Annotated in this window: 14 protein-coding genes and 1 pseudogene; 5 read left to right on the forward strand and 10 right to left on the reverse strand. The window is 69.3% G+C overall.

Going from position 1 to position 16,600, the window contains the following annotated elements:
- The first annotated feature begins 323 nt into the window (after positions 1–323).
- Complete coding sequence (locus AC07CM_RS07830; protein WP_478875448.1) at positions 324–1,688, forward strand: hypothetical protein; 1,365 nt, start codon at positions 324–326, stop codon at positions 1,686–1,688.
- Between the two features lie 1,522 nt (positions 1,689–3,210).
- On the opposite strand, the gene AC07CM_RS07835 is transcribed toward AC07CM_RS07830, so the two are convergent.
- The gene (locus AC07CM_RS07835; protein WP_478875449.1) at positions 3,211–4,128 is read right to left on the reverse strand and encodes an SDR family oxidoreductase; all 918 of its coding nucleotides are present in this window, start codon (positions 4,126–4,128) and stop codon (positions 3,211–3,213) included.
- A 98-nt stretch (positions 4,129–4,226) separates the two neighbouring features.
- Here AC07CM_RS07835 and AC07CM_RS07840 point away from each other — a divergent pair, with 98 nt between their 5' ends.
- Together AC07CM_RS07840 and AC07CM_RS07845 are read left to right on the forward strand one after the other, a co-directional pair.
- Complete coding sequence (locus AC07CM_RS07840) at positions 4,227–4,925, forward strand: TetR/AcrR family transcriptional regulator (protein WP_478875450.1); 699 nt, start codon at positions 4,227–4,229, stop codon at positions 4,923–4,925.
- A 726-nt stretch (positions 4,926–5,651) separates the two neighbouring features.
- Entirely contained in the window at positions 5,652–6,092 is a 441-nt protein-coding gene (locus AC07CM_RS07845) for a VOC family protein (RefSeq protein ID WP_127357022.1), read from the forward strand.
- A gap of 270 nt (positions 6,093–6,362) precedes the next feature.
- Here AC07CM_RS07845 and AC07CM_RS07850 read toward each other — a convergent pair whose 3' ends face one another.
- From AC07CM_RS07850 to AC07CM_RS07860, 3 genes are all read right to left on the reverse strand, one after another.
- Positions 6,363–7,724: a serine hydrolase domain-containing protein gene (locus tag AC07CM_RS07850; RefSeq protein ID WP_478875451.1), complete on the reverse strand. Its 1,362-nt coding sequence runs from the start codon at positions 7,722–7,724 to the stop codon at positions 6,363–6,365.
- A gap of 152 nt (positions 7,725–7,876) precedes the next feature.
- The gene (locus tag AC07CM_RS07855; RefSeq protein ID WP_478875452.1) at positions 7,877–8,281 is read right to left on the reverse strand and encodes a hypothetical protein; all 405 of its coding nucleotides are present in this window, start codon (positions 8,279–8,281) and stop codon (positions 7,877–7,879) included.
- A gap of 138 nt (positions 8,282–8,419) precedes the next feature.
- Positions 8,420–10,429, reverse strand: coding sequence for a hypothetical protein (locus AC07CM_RS07860; protein WP_478875453.1), 2,010 nt, complete (start codon positions 10,427–10,429; stop codon positions 8,420–8,422).
- A gap of 195 nt (positions 10,430–10,624) precedes the next feature.
- On the opposite strand from AC07CM_RS07860, the pseudogene AC07CM_RS07865 reads away from it, so the two are divergent.
- A pseudogene (locus AC07CM_RS07865) lies at positions 10,625–11,582 on the forward strand (D-2-hydroxyacid dehydrogenase family protein).
- Between the two features lie 446 nt (positions 11,583–12,028).
- On the opposite strand, the gene AC07CM_RS07870 reads toward AC07CM_RS07865, so the two are convergent.
- Positions 12,029–12,607 carry a DUF2087 domain-containing protein gene (locus AC07CM_RS07870; protein ID WP_478875454.1) on the reverse strand — a complete coding sequence of 193 codons (579 nt, stop codon included), beginning with the start codon at positions 12,605–12,607 and terminating at the stop codon, positions 12,029–12,031.
- A gap of 208 nt (positions 12,608–12,815) precedes the next feature.
- On the opposite strand from AC07CM_RS07870, the gene AC07CM_RS07875 reads away from it, so the two are divergent.
- Positions 12,816–13,115, forward strand: a complete 300-nt coding sequence (locus tag AC07CM_RS07875) for a chaplin (RefSeq protein ID WP_478875455.1) — start codon at positions 12,816–12,818, stop codon at positions 13,113–13,115.
- 73 nt (positions 13,116–13,188) lie between these two features.
- On the opposite strand, the gene AC07CM_RS07880 is transcribed toward AC07CM_RS07875, so the two are convergent.
- The 5 genes from AC07CM_RS07880 to AC07CM_RS07900 all read right to left on the reverse strand — a co-directional run bounded on the left by AC07CM_RS07880 (position 13,189) and on the right by AC07CM_RS07900 (position 16,495).
- Positions 13,189–14,055 carry a tyrosinase family protein gene (locus AC07CM_RS07880; RefSeq protein ID WP_478875456.1) on the reverse strand — a complete coding sequence of 289 codons (867 nt, stop codon included), beginning with the start codon at positions 14,053–14,055 and terminating at the stop codon, positions 13,189–13,191.
- Positions 14,039–14,533, reverse strand: coding sequence for a tyrosinase cofactor (locus tag AC07CM_RS07885; protein ID WP_478875457.1), 495 nt, complete (start codon positions 14,531–14,533; stop codon positions 14,039–14,041). The genes AC07CM_RS07880 and AC07CM_RS07885 overlap by 17 nt, the downstream gene beginning before the upstream one ends.
- A 121-nt stretch (positions 14,534–14,654) precedes the next feature.
- Entirely contained in the window at positions 14,655–15,167 is a 513-nt protein-coding gene (locus tag AC07CM_RS07890) for a hypothetical protein (protein ID WP_478875458.1), read from the reverse strand.
- A gap of 228 nt (positions 15,168–15,395) precedes the next feature.
- Positions 15,396–15,995 (reverse strand): vitamin K epoxide reductase family protein, encoded by a 600-nt coding sequence (locus tag AC07CM_RS07895; RefSeq protein WP_478875459.1) that lies wholly within the window; start codon positions 15,993–15,995, stop codon positions 15,396–15,398.
- Complete coding sequence (locus tag AC07CM_RS07900; RefSeq protein ID WP_478875460.1) at positions 15,995–16,495, reverse strand: DUF5949 family protein; 501 nt, start codon at positions 16,493–16,495, stop codon at positions 15,995–15,997. Before AC07CM_RS07900 ends, AC07CM_RS07895 begins: the two co-directional genes overlap by 1 nt.
- Positions 16,496–16,600: the final 105 nt, after the last annotated feature.

A 16,600-nucleotide genomic window follows, 5' to 3' on the forward strand; every position in this document is an offset into this window, starting at 1 on the left:
GCCACAGCGCGTGTGCGTGTTATATCTGCCGCTAATCACCCGTGGGGCAATCGATGCGCTGGCGCTGGCGCAGCGCCTTCATCTACGCACTGACGCAACCGCGGTCAGCCTGCCGCCGGCCTTGCTCGCATGGGCTGCATTTCGGGCCGATCAACCCAAAGCCACGACCGTCGACCTGTGGACCTTCGCCGAGCAGCCGGCCGTTGCAGTCAGAAGTGAGCGGGACGACGAAGCTGCCGTCCGAGGGGGTCAGTTACCCCTACCCTCTGCCGGTCGCCTGGCGAGCCGCCGAAAACAACTTTGCCGAATCCTGGCCCCTCCTGATGGACCTGACCCGCAACTGGCCCGGCGGACCGCCCGGCGACCCTGTCCTCTGGCCTCCCAGCGCCACTGGGTTAGCCGGCCAAGACGCAGAGATCGGGGAAGTGTTCTCGGAACGGGTTCCCACGCGGCGCCTGGTGATCCTGGGCGAGCCCGGCGCAGGCAAGAGCGTGCTCCTAATCCGGCTCCTGCAGGACCTCATCACACATCGCTCGGACGACGCCCCGGTACCCGTCCTGTTCTTCCTGGCCTCGTGGAACGCCAGCCAGCCGCTAATGACGTCCGCCACACCCAGGCCCTGCCTGACCGCGGCGTGCTGCGACAGGTTGGAACGACGCACCAGTTCCGACACATCGACCTTCAACGCCACCTCACTACACGCCTTCGAAGGGAATTTGATGGCCGATCGCGGTGTCATTACCCAAGTGCGCCAGACGGTGCGAATCTACAATCTGCTGGTCATGGTCATCGGAGCCATCGTTCTGGTGGTTTCGATCAATCGCACCCACGACGACATGCTTGCCAAATCCCTCGAAGTTGCAGGCACTGCACTCGTGTCGGCGGCATTGGTGAGCTTCATATTTGGCCAGATCACCATCCGTGATACAACGTTGCAGGTCGATCAAGCAATTGATCAGGCCCTGCGTGAGGTCCTCCAGCCCGTGCGGGAGAACCTCTTTGCTGGGGCGCTGACACACTACAGATGGGATTGCCATCTCGACGCACTAGGACCAGACGGCTACGCAATTCAGGCAATGCGCATCTCGTACCAGGATTCGGAGATACCCCGTGAACTGCGATTCATCTGCCTCTCATCGCCATCCGACGAGCCGTTTGACATCATCTCCCGGGATACCAGGTACGTGTTTCGATGGAGATTGGATGAGGGCGCAGGCCCCATCAACCCAGACTCCTTCCGCGTCCATCAAGTATCCGTGAACGGCCAGCAGTTGCGTCAGGCACCTGCACGCCAGACGTTTTTGCAGGGATTCCCAGCATTAGAATTCAGATTCCCCCTCTCGGCGACCGTACGCCATTACGAAACTCATTCTGTTGAGTTTCGCATCGTCACACGTAAGCGCCTAGGGGAAGATCGAAAAATTCGCGTGCGGGTGCACACGTTCCGTCCCGTCCTCGACGCCGAATATCGCCTGACGGTGGGGGCGACAATCGGGGCTCAGAACCTTAGTACACAGTTGTCGGGGGTGAACCGCCTTGGCGCTGGCGGGCTGACGCAGCATGGCCGCACGCACCCAGCGGCCTTCGACTATGCGGCCGCCTACGCCATCTTTACCACGCCGCTTGGCGTAGGCAGCAGCATCGGATTCACGATCGACCGCGGGATTCATAGTAGCGGGGCCTCTTAGCCTCGCGGTTTCGCGAAGCAGGCTGTCTGAGGCTTGATCAGAAGGGGGGGTGCTCGTTCCGCCGGCATCAGGTTAGCTGTAACACACTGGGGTGACCCTGGGGTGCTACACCCGTCGGCGAAGTCGACCCGATTGGGCATAGGAGCCGGAGGCGAATCCCCTCACGAGGGAGCAGCCGGGAACCCATGGAATCTTCCCTAACTGACCAAAGAGGCCCGCATTGCTCACTGCGTGCAGCCCGGGCCTGCTGTCCTGTCTTCGCCCCCTCCAGCCCGATGGGTCGCTCCCTAGGTGCCTACTTGGGGCGCGGGCCGTATACCGCATAGTTCGGATGGCCGTGAGCCCCATCGTCACATCCAGCCAGCCACGCAGCTGAGTCAACGTCGTCCGGCAGCATCGCGCCGCACTCAGCGTCGGAGTCCTTTGGCCAGGACGCACACGCATTTATGTATCCCGCGACATCTTTCGGATCGATTCCCTTGCCACAGTCCGGGTCCGAGTCCGGGGTTATGCCGATGGTTTCGCCCGCCACGTACCCATCCCAGTACGTGTCTTGCGGCGAAGCGCTGCACCCAACAGCGCCGAGCAGCGCCGCCAACACCCCCGCAGCCAGAAAGCCAGCTCGCCTCATGCGCCCCCAAGGCTTACAGAGAGGGCTGATCCTACCGACGCGGGGAAAGCGATGCCATACACCCCGGCATGGTCGAAATCCTCGCCGAGCGCACCCTCGACCTGTAAGCCGCCGCCGAGCTACGCCTGGCGGGCATCACCGCTCGCCAGGCCGGCCAGCACCTCTTGTATGTAGCCGCGGCGCTTCCGGTAGAACGCGATGCGCTCGCCGATGCTGAGGAGATCTCCCAGGCCACGCTTACGGGGTTGCCTCCCGCTGCTAGTAGGGCGTTCTTGAAGGTACCGATGTGGCGAGGAACGAGCAGGCAGACAGCTGCAACACCCCGGGTGTTACAGCCCGTCGGCGTAGCCGACCTTTCAATGGGTGGAGGAGACGGAGGCGGTGGCGCGCCTTACCGTCCACCAGTCGGACGTCATGACCCCGTGCGCCAACTTGATCACACTGTCGGCGGCCCTCGTTTCCGGATCCGCAGTGAGCGCAGCATCAGCGAGGCAGCCCCACACGGCAGTGTGACCGCCAACTAGGCCCGCCGCGCCACACTCGGCGTTCCCACCCTCTGAAAGGGCGGGAGAAGGCCACACGTGCCCTCTACGTGCCCGATCGAGCAGCAACAGGCGGGGGCCAACGGGGAATGTCGGCTGACGACCCGGCAACGCCGAGGTCAGCCCACATCCGGTTACGCGATCTTCCAAATTAGCGCTCCAGGATCCGAGCGAGGCGGCGCTTGACTGGGTCGCTGAAACTCCCGGGCAAAGTCGCTCTGTCGATCACGTGGGCACGCTGCGCAAACCTACCGGGTTGGGCCTGGCCTAAGGCGCCGATGGCGCGTCCCGGTCTCCGTTCCCGGCTGATGCGACAGTCCGTCCGGGCGGTTGGGTAGCTTCGTCGCTGTCAGACTTGCCGGCTGGGCACGGAGACGCCAGTGAGGCGTTCGGCCTCCGTCCACAGACGTGCCGCAACGGCCTTCTCCTGGGCGCTGCGCGGGAGTCGGGTGGCCTTGGTCGGACCGACCATGGACCAGCGCGGGCCGTAGTAGCCACCGGGTACGGCATCCGGGCTGGTTGCCGCGTACAGCAGGGGTTCTGCGCCCTGTTCGGGCCCCTGGGACGGCACGATCTTGTACAGCAGTGATTCGAGCCGTCCGGGTCGGCCGCCGTTCAGGGTGGGACCGGACGTCATCAGGTTGGTTCGGGTGTAGCCGGGGTGCGCGCCGGCCGACAGCAGGGACCAGCCGTGCTGGGCGGCGAGGTCGGCGAGGTGGATCATCATCAGCATGTCGGCGAGCTTGGACTGGGCATAGGCCCGGGTGGGGCTGTAGCGGCGGGTGGACTGCAGGTCGTCGAAGTCGATGCGCGCCCGGTTGGCGGTGCCGCTGCTCATCGTGGCCACCCGCGGGGCAGGGGCGGCCAGCAGCAGCGGGAGCAGCCGGACGGTGAGGGCGAACGGGCCGAGGAAGTTGCTGCCCAGCTGGAGCTCGAAGCCGTCGGCGGTCTCCGTGCGCTGGGGCACGTTCATGACTCCGGCGTTGTTCAGCAGCAGGTCCAGCGGCCTGCCGTCGGAGACCAGGCCGTCGGTGAAGTCGCGGACCGAGTCCAGTCCGGCGAGGTCCAGCCGGCGGACCTCGACCTCGGCTGCGGGGTGTGCGGCGAGGATCTCGTCCCGGGCTTGTTCGCCCTTGGCCGCCGTGCGTACGGCGAGCACCACGCGGGCTCCGGCTGCGGCCAGTCGCTTGGCGGCCTCCTTGCCGGTGCCGCTGTTCGCGCCGGTCACCACGGCGAGCTTTCCGTGCTGGTCAGGGACCTGGTACATGACGAACCTCATTACGTACTGCCGGTATCTTGTCTTCGCCCCACCTTAACGGACCACCGGTATCCAATCAAAGTACCGGCGGTTTGTAATATGGGGAGGTGACCTTCCAACGTGCCCGCACCGATGAACAACGCAGCCAGCGGCGACGCCAGATCCTGGACACCGCGGCCGCGATGCTGACCGAGATGCCGGTCGCGAAGCTGAGCCTGAACGAACTGAGTCGGCGAGTCGGCCTGGCCAAGGCGAACGTGCTGCGCTACTTCGAGTCACGCGAAGCAGTTCTGTTCGACCTGCTCGACACCGAGATCCAGGACTGGATCGCCGAGCTGGAGAAGCTGCCTCCGGCCGGCGAGGGCACGGCGCGCGAGCGCGGGGACCGGCTGGCCGACGTTCTGGCCACCTCGATGGCGCGGCGGCCGGTGCTGTGCGACCTGCTCAGCGCCCAGGGCGCGGTCCTGGAGCACAACATCTCCACCGAAGTGGGCATCCGGCACAAGCACGCGGCCCGTCAGTCACTTCAGGCCCTGGTCCAGCTCGTGCTGCGTCACCTTCCTGAACTCGGCACCGAGGGCGCTGCCGCTCTGGTGGAGTCGACCTTGCTGATGGCCATGACGGCCTGGCAGTGCAGTCGCCCCTCGGAGGCGATGCTGGCGGTCTACGCTTCCGACCCAGCGCTGGCGGCCATGCGTCTGGACTTCACCGACTTGGTCCGCCGCAACACGGCCGTGACCGCCTCCGGCCTGCTGGTCCGCCAGGGGAATCAGGCCAGCGCCGTCCCAGCCTCCACGGGCGCTTGAGACACCCCTACGCGGGAACGCAGCACGAGACGGGGAGCGTCCCACGACAGCAGCGCCCTCCAGCCGTCCTTCTCCAGACTTCCTGATGTCTCATGAGACATCAGGCGCCGACGCATCGGTCACCCCGCCGCCGCGATGTCGCCAGGGGTTAGGTCATCCCGAATACGCAGATAGTGCACTGGGTGCCGGTTCCGGTGCCGGCCGCGGTCTACCGCTGTGTCAGCGCGTACCTCGGCGACGAGGTTCGGCTGGAGGGTGACGTACCGGAGCTCCCAGAGCCCCATCCAGCGCTGATCTGCATTCCCGTCCAGGGATGCTCGGGCCCGCCGGGGGTCAGCGCGGCCCCCAGCTCCCGCCGGGCGGCGGGGCCTGGACGGGTACGGCGAGGGCGAGCGGCACGGGGAACTCCACCCGCCGAGGGTGACCCGGCACCGTGAATCAATTGGGGAGGCGCAATGCTCAAGCGCGCACGCTGCGAATCGTCGAGGAAGCATTGCAAAGCGGGGACGGCACGCTGCGGCTGAGCGTCTTCATGGGAGCGGCCACCCGCGCCGCACTCACCCTCGGTGGTGGCGCCTGGCTCGCGGGTCTGCTGTAGCGGTGCTGCGGCGCGATCCAGATTTTTCGGAGTTCGGCGGTCTGCGAATGTCGAGAACGTGCCACCGGATCCGTCCCAGGGACATCAGCGGCCACCACCGGCCGCACGAGGAGGAAGGAGAAACCGGCATGGCGATTCAGCGGATGGACAACGTCGGCATCGTCGTCGAGGACATGGATGCCGCCATCGCGTTCTTCGTGGAACTCGGTATGGAGCTGGAGGGCAGGGCGGAGGTCGAGGGCCTCTTCGCCGACCAGTGCACCGGACTCGACGGCGTCCGCTGCGACATCGCGATGGTCCGGACCCCGGACGGTCACAGCCGGCTCGAGCTGGCGAAGTACCGCAGCCCCGCGGTGATCAGCGCCGGGCCGCGCAACCGGCCGCACAACATTCTGGGCACGCACCGCGTCATGTTCGCCGTCGACGACATCGAGGACACCGTTGCCCGCCTGCGCCCTCACGGCGCCGAACTCGTCGGCGAGATCGCCCGGTTCGAGGACAGCTATCTGCTCTGCTACATCCGCGGCCCGGAGGGCATCATCGTCGGACTGGCCGAGCAACTGCGCTGAGAAGGAGGAACCCGGCACCATCTTGAAAGTCGATGACCAGAGCACCGCGCTCACGGACGTCGACCGCAGTGAGTGACTGCCCGAATAGGGCTAGAACAGGGGCGAGGCTCACACCGGTGCCGAATTCGATCAAGGCATCGTCCTGGTCGTAGCAGCCCATCAAGAGGCTTTGCCCTGGCCCGCCTTGTCGCAGCCTCGGTGCGACATCTCGATCGGGCCGTCTCGATCGGGCCGTCTCAGTCATAGCCCTCTCAGTCGGGGCACCGCGCCTCACGGGTCGGTGGGCAGGGAGAGGTCGGTGTACACCTGGTTCAGGATCGTGGGCAGTAGGGCGTTGGCTGTGGTTCGGCCCTCTGGGGTGAGGGTCAGGTTCGTCCAGATCACCAGCGTGACGTCGTTGGTGAGGTCGTGGCCGATGAAGGAGTTGAAGCCCGGGAGTTCACCGCCGTGGTAGTACATCGAGGCGGTCGGGCCGAAGCGCTGGTAGGAGATGCCGTACCCGTACTTCTGCCCCTCGGGCGCGGCCGGGTCCTCGGCCTGCGGGCTCTGGAGCCACTGTCGCTGGGACGCGGGGGCGAGGACCTTGCCCGTCACCAGGGCCCGGATCCAGGTGGCCAGGTCGTCCGCGGTGGAGATGGCGCCTCCGGCGGCGGTGGCGTAGGAGGGGTTCTGGTGGGTGTAGTCCAGTGGTCGGAGCTTTCCGGACCGGGCCGCCGCCTGCATGGCCGCGGGGTAGGGCCGGTCGGTCAGCGCGTAGGCCGTTCCGCCGTACATGTAGCCGTGTGAGTAGGGGGCGGGGAGGGACACGTCGTCGGCGGCGGGCAGGGAGGTTCCCGTCAGGCCGAGCGGGGTGAACAGCCGGTCCCGGAACTGCTGGGCCAGCGGCCGGCCACCCGCCTTCTCGGCGACGAGGCCCAGCAGCACGTAGTTGGTGTTGCTGTACTCGTAGGCCGTGCCCGGCGCGAAGTTCGGCGGGTGCCGGAAGGCTGTGGCCAGCATCTCCTGCGGTGTACGGGCCTTGCCCGGGTCGGCGTCCAGGGCCGCGGACAGTGCGGGCGCCTCGGTGTAGTCGTAGAGGCCGCTGCGCATCTTCAGCAGGTCGGCGATGGTGATGTGCGCGCCACCCGGTACTCCGGGAACGTAGGCCGACACCGGGTCGCTCAGCCGCAGCCTGCTTTCGTGGGCGAGCAGGAGGATCAGCGCCGAGGTCATGGTCTTGGTGTTGGAGGCGATCCGGAAGTGGTCGCCCGACGTGGGCGGTTGTGCCGTGCCCCACTCGGTCGTGCCGACGGTCGCCCGGAAGGTTCCCTGCGGGGTTCTGAGCAGGACCATCGCGCCGGGAATCATGAGCTTCTTCGCCGCCCGCGCCACGGCGGACTGGAGCGCGGCCGGATCGATGGACTTCAGCGCCGACGGGGTGGGGGCGGGCGCGGAGGTGCTCGCCGTCGCCGTGGGACGGGTCCCGGCGAGCGCCGTTGGGCTCGTCGCCGAGGGCACGGTGGCGCCCGCGATCAGCAGCGCCGCGCACAGGGCTGGGAGAGATGCGCGGCGGGCCGCGGGCAGCCTTCCGGGGCCGGTTCCCGTTCCCCGCGCACGGTCGACGGCCCCGTCGTCGGCTCGGGAACTCGTCATGCCGGCGTCACAGCCCTCGTGCTCGGCGGTCCAGCGGCAGCCAGGTCCTACGTCCCCATTCTATTGACTCGCCCGTATGGGCGCACAGGTCCGGAAACAGGCCCTGACCTGTGCGAAGTACCTGTGCGAAGTACGTGGCCGGCAGCATGCCGTCATGCTGTGGTCCGTCGTTCGTGTCCCTGCGCCGAGGTGATCACGGCGGAAACGACTCCGGTCGCGGCGAGGCTCCCCACCATGACCAGGCCCACGCCGATCACGAAGAGGCCACTTGCGTCGTCCGACCAGTCGTAATAGGCGGCGAGGGTCAGGCCGGCCGTGGTGCCGAGCACAGCGCCGGTGACGTGGTGCCGGGAGGCCGCCCAGTACACCGGGATCAGCAGGGTCAGCACCAGCCCGATCACCTGCCACGCCTCGTACGGGCCGGTCGTCGTACCGTCCGGATGCACGTCACGGTGCTGGTCCCAGCCCAGCCAGGCGGCCCACAGCGCCGCTGCCGCGAGCGCCGGCACGAGGATCGACAGCAGCTGGGGCACGGGGTTCTTCAGTCCTTGGCTCATGCCCCCAGCGTTCCGGGCCGCCCCGCCCCGGACCAGAGCGCAGGTACTCAGTACCACCCGAGTACCTGAGCGCCCTGTCCGGTGAGGACGTTCTCCGCGCGGCCGCTCAGGCCGCCGACCGCTCAGGCCGCGAGCCGCTCAAGCCGCCAGTTCCGGCGCCGTCTCCGCGCGCTCCGCCTCGCTCTTCGCGGCCAGGGCGTTGGCCGCCGCGTTGAAGCGCTCCATGGACGTGGGATGGTCCGGGCCCAGGACGTACTCCTTCAGGGTGCGGCGGGCGGCGGCCATCGGGTCCGTGTACGGGGCGCGGACCGAGTCGAGTATGTCCGTCAGGCGGGTGCACTCACGGTCCAGGAGGTAGGCGCCGCCGGCGGTGGTGTAGGCGGCACGGAACTCCTCGTCGGGCAGGTCGTGGGCGTTGGTGAGGACGTACGGCTTGAGGCTCGCCACGAAGTCGGCGACCACCGAGGACACGTCGCTGATCAGGATGTCGGCCTGGTTGAAGCAGTCGTAGAGGGCGGGCAGGCTCTTGAGGATCACGTTGTGGCGGACCGGGCCCCGGGTCTCCCAGAAGATCCGGTGCCACTCGGCGCGCAGCTCCTGCCACTCGGCCGCCGCCGCGCGGTCGGGCACCCGGGCCTCGCGCAGCTGCTCGGCGTCGTCGCCGCCGAGGCGGCCGGCCAGCTCGTCGAGGCGGGCCTGGATCTCCTTCAGCCGGGGCTTCGCCGCGGCGACCGCGGCCTCCGCCTCCGCGGCGCCGCGCTGCTCGTTGTCGGTGCGCAGCAGCTCGCGGATCGCCTTGTCGGCCTCGGCCGCCTCGGCCGAGCGCTTGCCGGTGAGCGGGTGCGGCTTGTAGATGACCCGGACGTTCTCGGCGAGGAGCTTCTCGATCAGGGGCACGCCCATCGGGATCAGCGAGGTGTGACAGTCGTCGTCGCTCCAGCCCTCCCAGGTGGGGGCGTACAGGACGACGGGGAGCGGGCCGGGGGTGTGCTCGGCGTGCAGACCGATCGGGGACAGCTGCGGGCGGCCCACCTCGACGATCGCGCTGTCGCTGATGGCGTGCCGAACGCGCTGGTACCGGTCGCGGCCCGCGCGGCCGGCCACCCAGATCTCGTCGTACACCTTGCTGACCCGGTTGCTGCTGGCGAGCTTGTCGCTGTCGCCGTGGCCGATGAAGACGTGCTTGGCCTCGGCCACGCGCAGCATGTGCACGTTCTTGCCCGCGTTGCCCGGGTAGAGGACGACCCGGACGCCGGGCAGCTCCAGCTCGGCCAGGTCGTCGGCCTTCGGGACGCAGACCACCGGGATCCAGGTGCGGCTGAGGTAACGGAACGAGGCCCGCTCCCGCAGGATGATCACCGGACGCAGGTCGAGCTGCTCCAGCGTCTCGATCCACATGTTCACCTGGTACATGAAGTCACGGGAGACCGCGGCGAAGCTGAAGTAGAGCGCCACCTCGGGGCGGTATCCGGCCAGTTGGCGGTTGACCTCGGCGAACACCTCGTCCCTGGCGGGCATCCGGCGGACCCTGCGGTACTGGCCCAGCAGCGCGAGGACGGCCGCGACGGGCACGCCGACGGTGAGCGCGAAGCCGGCGTAGGCAGGGCCCCAGGTCCCGGCCGCCAGCGCGGCGAGGAGGCCGGCGTGGGCGGGCAGGTCGAGGTGCAGGAGCTTGCGCAGGAAGCGCCGGTAGAGGAAGGCGGGCGGCTGCTTGGGGATGGGCAGCCCGCTCATGTCGAGGTTGCGCACGACCAGCGGCAGCACCCGGCGCCGGCGGACGGCGTGGTGCACCGCCGTGTACAGCATCATCAGCGCGAAGTGGGCGCTGAAGACGGCGAGCGCGGCGACGAGCACCGGCTCCGGCGCGTCCAGGCGGCTGGCCAGCGCGAGCAGCATCACGGTGCGGACCGCGAACCGCAGCGGGCGGGTCAGCTGCAGCGTCGCCAGCCTGCGCACGAAGCCCGGAGCCCTGGAGTGCAGCGCCTCGTCCACGACGTATGTCACCAGCGACGCCGCGGCGAAGCCCCACAGGGAGGGCAGCAGCGCGAAGACGGGCAGCGCGGCGAAACCGGCACCGAGCAGGAGCACGAGGAGCAGCTCGGTCGCCCCGCGCACGCGCAGGACACCACACAACCGACGGATCGTCATGGGCAGGATTCCTCTTCCAGGGATGGCGCGCACGCGGGGGCAAACGCTGCTGTTCACCTGTTCGACGTAGGAAGAGGGTGAAGAGTTGTACACCATTAGGAAAGAAGCGATTCACGTTCCGTTTGACTGATGTACCTTGCCCGATCACGGTCTCCGACCTGCCGGTACAGTCGCCGCGGGGAAGGGAGAGACGACGTGCGACTTCGCTGCGGTGCTGGACGACTTCCAGGGGGTGGCCACCGGGTCGGCCGACTGGTCGGTGCTCGAGGAGCGGGTGGAGGTCGTCGCCCTGCGCGAACACCTCGATGGCGAGGACGCCCTCGCCGCGGCCCTCGCCGACTACGACATCGTCGTCACCCTGCGCGAACGCGTGCCGTTTCCCGGCTCGCTGATCGCACGTCTGCCGCGGCTGAAGCTGCTCGTCGCCTCCGGGATGCGCAACGGCGTCATCGACTACGCGGCGGCCGAGGCGCACGGCGTCACCGTGTGCGGTACGGCGAGTTCTTCGACGCCTCCCGTGGAGCTGACCTGGGCGCTGCTGCTGGGCCTGGCCCGCGGGATCGTCGAGGAGAGCAACGCGCTGCGCTCCGGCGGCCCCTGGCAGTCCACCGTCGGCGCCGACCTGCACGGCCGCCGGCTCGGCCTGCTCGGCCTGGGGAAGATCGGCAGCCGGGTGGCGCAGGTCGGGCTCGCCTTCGGCATGCGGGTCGGCGCGTGGAGCCGGAACCTCACCGAGAAGCGGTGCGAGGAGGTGGGCGTGGACCTGGCCGCCTCCAAGGAGGATCTGCTGGCCGGCAGCGACTTCGTCTCCGTCCACCTGGCCCTGTCGGAGCGCACCCGGGGTCTGGTCGGCGCCGCCGAACTCGCCCTGATGAAGCCGACCGCCTACCTGGTCAACACCTCCCGCGCGGCGATCGTGGACCAGGACGCCCTGCTGGCCGCGCTCGGCGAGCGCCGGATCGCGGGCGCCGGCGTCGACGTCTTCGGCACCGAGCCGCTGCCCGCCGACCACCCGATGCGCACCGCGCCCCGCCTCCTCGCCACGCCCCACCTCGGCTATGTCTCGCGGGCCAACTACGCGACGTACTACGGCCAGGCGGTGGAGAACATCCAGGCCTACCTGGCAGGAACTCCGGTACGACGCCTGCCCTGATCGCCGGTCGCCTCCGAACCACGAGTCCCGGTCGCCTCTGAATCTCGAGCCCCGCTCGGCTCCGAGCCCCCTCGGCCGACGCCAGGACCGCGGCCGAGGTCCAGGCACAACTGCCTGACCGCCGGCCGACGTCCGGCACACCTGCCCTCAGGTCTGCCGACCGGTGCCCATCCCGGACGCACCCGCCCTGCGGCCCGCAAGCCGACCTCCGAGCCCACCCGGCCCACGCCACCATCGGTCCACGGTCGGGCCCACCCGCCCCGCAGCCCGCAGGCCAAGCCCCGAGCCCGCCATCGCGAGCCCCGATCAGCCGCCCGAGCCCACACGCCCCCGCGACACCGCCGACCCAGGCCCACCAGCCCCTCCGCGACACCGTCGGCCCACGCTCGAGCCCACCCGCCCCGCAACCCGATCGGTCGGCGCGCCCGAACGCCCCCCGGGAACCCTCAGCCCGCGTCCGAGCGCCGGTAGATTCCCTCGCTCCGGTGCAGATGGTGGAGTTCCACCAGGTAGCGCCGGAGCGTCACATGGTCGATGTCGTCGGAGTCCTCGCACCAGGCCCGCAGGCGCTCGTTCACGACGCGTTCGGGGTATTCGGCACCGGGCTGGAAGGTCCGCTCGGCGATGTACCGCAGCACCAGCTTCTTGCGGGTCCACTGGGCGGGCAGCCGTAGCAGCCGCCCGTCGCGGACGAAGGTGTCCAGGACGGCGTCCGGTCCGCTCCCGGCCCGCGGCGCCGGCCGTTCCCGCCGGGCCAGGTCGCGGAACAGACTGTAGGAGACGGCGAGTCCGCCCTGCCTGCCGTCCGTTACCACGCCCTGCTCACGCAGCCGCAGCAGCGCCAGGGCCGTGTCCTTGGCCGACAGCCCGGCCGCCTCGGCGACCCGCTCGGCGCTGTCCGCGCCCAGTGCCACGGCGGCCAGGGCGCGCAGCCGGCGTTCCTCGGCGAGCAGCCCGATCAGCTGCCGGGCCCGCTCGGTCGTGTCGCGGTCGGTGTCGGTTGCGGTTTCGCCGTCGGAGGTCATGCCCGGAGGTTAGGGGGACGGCCGTGTCCGACGCCTCCCATTAACACCGGCCTGGCGTCACCCACTGTTCGGAGGGTGACGCCCTGCCTGTTGAAAGGGTGACGCCCTCCTGATCACCGTGACCAGCCCGGCGGCGTGCCGTTGAACGGGAAGTGCGGTGGCTGGTCCTGCCGCCGCGCACTCACCGAGCAACAAGAAGGAGAACGTGATGTCTCGCATCGCGAAGGCAGCCGCCGTCGCTCTCGGCACGGGTGCCGTGGTGATCAGCGGCGCCGGCCTGGCCCTGGCCGACGCGGGCGCCGAGGGTGCGGCCGCCAACTCGGCCGGCGTGCTGTCCGGCAACGTGGCCGAGGTTCCCGTCCACGTGCCCGTGAATGTCTGCGGGGACACGGTTGACGTCATCGGCCTGCTGAACCCGGCCTTCCGCAACGGCTGCGCCAACGGGGGTCACAGCACCACCACCGGCAACCCCGGCCCCGGCGACTACGGCGACAACTACGGCAGCTGATCCGGCCCCACGGACAGGCAGGGCCCCGGCACCTCGAGCGCCGGGGCCTTTCCGTGTCCCGTCCGGACACGGCTCACGCGTACCGGTAGATCCGGCTCATGTCCTCCAGCTGGTCCGGCGTCACGTTCCAGGGCGGCAGTTTCTGGTACCGGGCCAGGACCCGCCCGTGCTGCGTGTCACCGAGGCCGGGCGGGTCGGCGGGCAGATAGCGGTTATTGCGGTGGGTGCGCTGCCACCGGTACCACTGCAGGTCGAGGAAGGCGTGGTGCAGCCAGAACACCGGATCGTTGACGGATGCCGCGCCGAGCATCGCGCCGCCCACCCAGCGGTGCACCCGGTTGTGGTTGCGCAAGGAGGCGCTGCCGCTGCCGGTCCCCCAGCCCTCCAGCTTGTTGCGGAAGCCGCGGGTGACCGTCGAGTTCCAGGGCCATACGTCGTAGGCGGGGTCGTCCAGGGCCCACTTCAGTTCCATCCCGGTGGGCAGCTGGAGGGGGGCGGAGGCGCGGCCGAGGTCCCGGGTGAGGAACCGGCCGTCCGTGATGCCCTCCTTGATCGTCCAGTGGCCCGCCGCGTAGGCGAAGGGACCGGTCGTCACCTGCTGGTCGGATCTCCGCCCGTTGCCGCCGAGCAGATCCTTCGTCCACGGCACGGACGTCGTCGTACGGTCCCGGGTCCAGTCCCAGTACGGCACCGTCACCGAGGAGTCCAGGCGGCGCAGGGCCTGTTCCAGCTCCAGCACGAACCGGCGGTGCCAGGGCAGGAAGGAGGGGGTCATGTGCGCGGTGCGCAGACCGTCCTCGCCGTCGGCGGTGTAGTAGTCGATGTGCAGGCGCACGAACTCGTCGTACTCACCACGCCGTTTGAGCTCCAGCAGGGCGTTGACGAACCGCCTGCGCTCGGTGCCGGTGAGCGCGCTGACGTTCTTACGCACGTACGCCATGCTGATCCCCCATGTCGTGCCCCGTGTCTTCCCCGCCGACCGGGCCGAGTGCCGGGTCTCGCAGCCGCTGGCCGGGGCCCATCTCGTCGACGGCCGCGCGGGTCGCCTCCAGCGGGGTCCGGTACGAGCTGTAGTGGTCGATCATGCTCAGCCAGGAGCCGTCGGCACGGCGCATCAGGTGCAGCGGGCGGCCGTCGATGGTGACCTGCCAGTCGCCGCCGGCCGCGGTGAGCCCGGCGACCGGCACCAGGACGCCCTGGATGCGGCGGCCCCGGTAGGTCTCGTCGAAGGAACTGCCCGCCGGGCCGTTCGACGAGGGCACGGGACGGGAGGCGGCGACGACCGGCGCCAGCGCGAGGGCGGCGGCGCAGGCCAGCAGTCCGCGCGCCGCCCCTCTCCGCGACAGGAGACCCGTGCTCGCTCTGACCTGTTGCTCAGCCCCTACCGCGACGCCACTGGCACCGGCATCCACGACCATCTCGCACTCCTCGTCCGGGATCAGATGTCCATATGGATAACCACGGAGTGCGGAAGGGGTCACCACCACAGGGCCATCCGGTGGGTACGGCGGCCGGGCGCGGTGGCGGGGGTGCGGCTGTCTACAGGCCCGGGCCGAGACCCAGATCGGCGCCGGGGGCCGTCCGCAGGACCGGGGCGAGGACATCGGCCTGGGGGAGCTTGGGCTGCGGGAGGCCGAAGTTGTGCGGGTCGGGGGCGGTCAGGGGGGCGTCCAGGGCCAGGCCCGGGCTGAGGGTGCGCAGGTAGGAGGCGGGGGCGTCGACGCCGACGTGGTCGAAGCCTTCGCCGAGGACGTGCGGCAGGGGCGTCCGGAGGTTTGCGCCGGGCAGGGCACCGGTCAGCGGTACCTGGGGCAGCGTCCGGTCGGGCAGGAGCCGGCCAGTGACGTACCGGGGTCCCTCGGGAGCGCCCGGCTTCAGCAGCGGCACCTGGAGGCCGAACTCGGGCACCTTCGTGCCGAGGGACTTGGAGACGCCGTTCAGCGGCACGGGGACGGGGACCGCGCCGACCGCCGCGGCGGGAGCGGCGGCTCCCGCGACGGCCGCGACGCCCGTGACGAGGGCGGCAAGGGTTCCTCGGGTGGTCGACTTCATGTCAGGTACGGTCCCTTTCAGGATGCGAGGGGTTCGGCGTCCGTACCGCACAACGAGTCGGAAATCGACAGCAGTTCACAATTCGCCCAACTGCCGTAATCGTCAGCTCGTCGTTCCTCAGCCTTGTCAGCTCGTCGTTCGTAAGCTTCGTCAGCTCGTCGTTCGTAAGCTTTGTCGGTTCGTCGTTCCTCAGCTTTGTCGGTTCGTCATTCGTCGGTTCGTCATTTGTCAGCTCGTCCAGAAGTCCCACCAGCGCGTCAGGACGAGCATGCCGACAACGGCGATGTGCGTCAGCGCGAGGGCCCAGGTGAACTCCGCGAAGAAGTTCTTCAGCCATCCGGGCGCGGGCAGGAATCCGTTGCGGACGACGAGCGAGGTGGCGTACCAGAACATCAGGATCGTGGCGACCCACGCCAGGCAGCACCACAGGCACAGCGCGTTGATCCGGTACAGCGACTGGAACTGAAGCCACGTCACGAACCCGACGCCGAACAGGCACCCGGCCTCGAAAAGCAGCCAGTACCAGCCGGGGAACCTGGCGTCGGCCAGCAGGCTGACGCCGACGCAGACGACGATGCCGTAGGCGACCAGGCCGAGCATCGGGTTGGGGAACCCGAAGGCCGAGGCCTGGTCGCTCTTCATCACGCTGCCGCAGGACACCACCGGGTTGAGACTGCACCCGGGCACGAAGTTCGGGTTCTCCAGCAGCTTGAACTTGTCCAGCGTGATGACCCAGGAGGCGAGCAGCCCGGCCGCGCCGGTGATCACCAGCAACAACCCGAACCCCCTGCCGCCGGCCAGGGTTCTGGGGTGCTCGACGGGGTGCATCAGCTGCGCAGGCTGCGGGCCGGCAGGATGACGTGCGCGGCGGCGTTCAGGGTCTCCTCGTCGCCGGCGAAGGCGGCCAGCGCGGCCGGGTCGACGGCCTCGCCCGGACGGCCCTCGGGCCAGGCTCGGGTGGTGAAGACGAGGTAGGCGTGGCCGCGTGCGGCTACGGCGGCGAGCCACTCCGACGGCGCGTAGGCCTGGGCGACCATCTGCGGCATGTTGACGACGGCCTGGCCGGCCTCGACCAGCAGGGTGATGGGCAGACTGGGCCTGGTGGTGCCGTCGACCAGGCGGTCGCCGACCGGCAGACCGTTGCTCACCAGCAGGTGCTCGGCAGCGGCGGCGGTGGCCTCCGGGCCGCCCTCGGTGTCGCCCAGCGAGTAGACCAGCAGGTAGGGCATGTCGGTGCCGTCGGGTGCCTCGCCGCTCCAGGGCAGGACGACGAGCGTGCCGAGGTCGGCGAGGCGGAAGGGCCGGGCGTCGCTTGGGGTTGAGGTCACCGCGCGACCCTATCGACGGGGCGCGGCGCTGCCCGGCGGCTTCTCACCCTTCCGGACCAGTGCCCGGGGTCGCTCCACACGATCGAGGGAAGCGGTCTCGAACAG

The sequence above is a fragment of the Streptomyces sp. NPDC044061 genome, assembly GCF_056434305.1.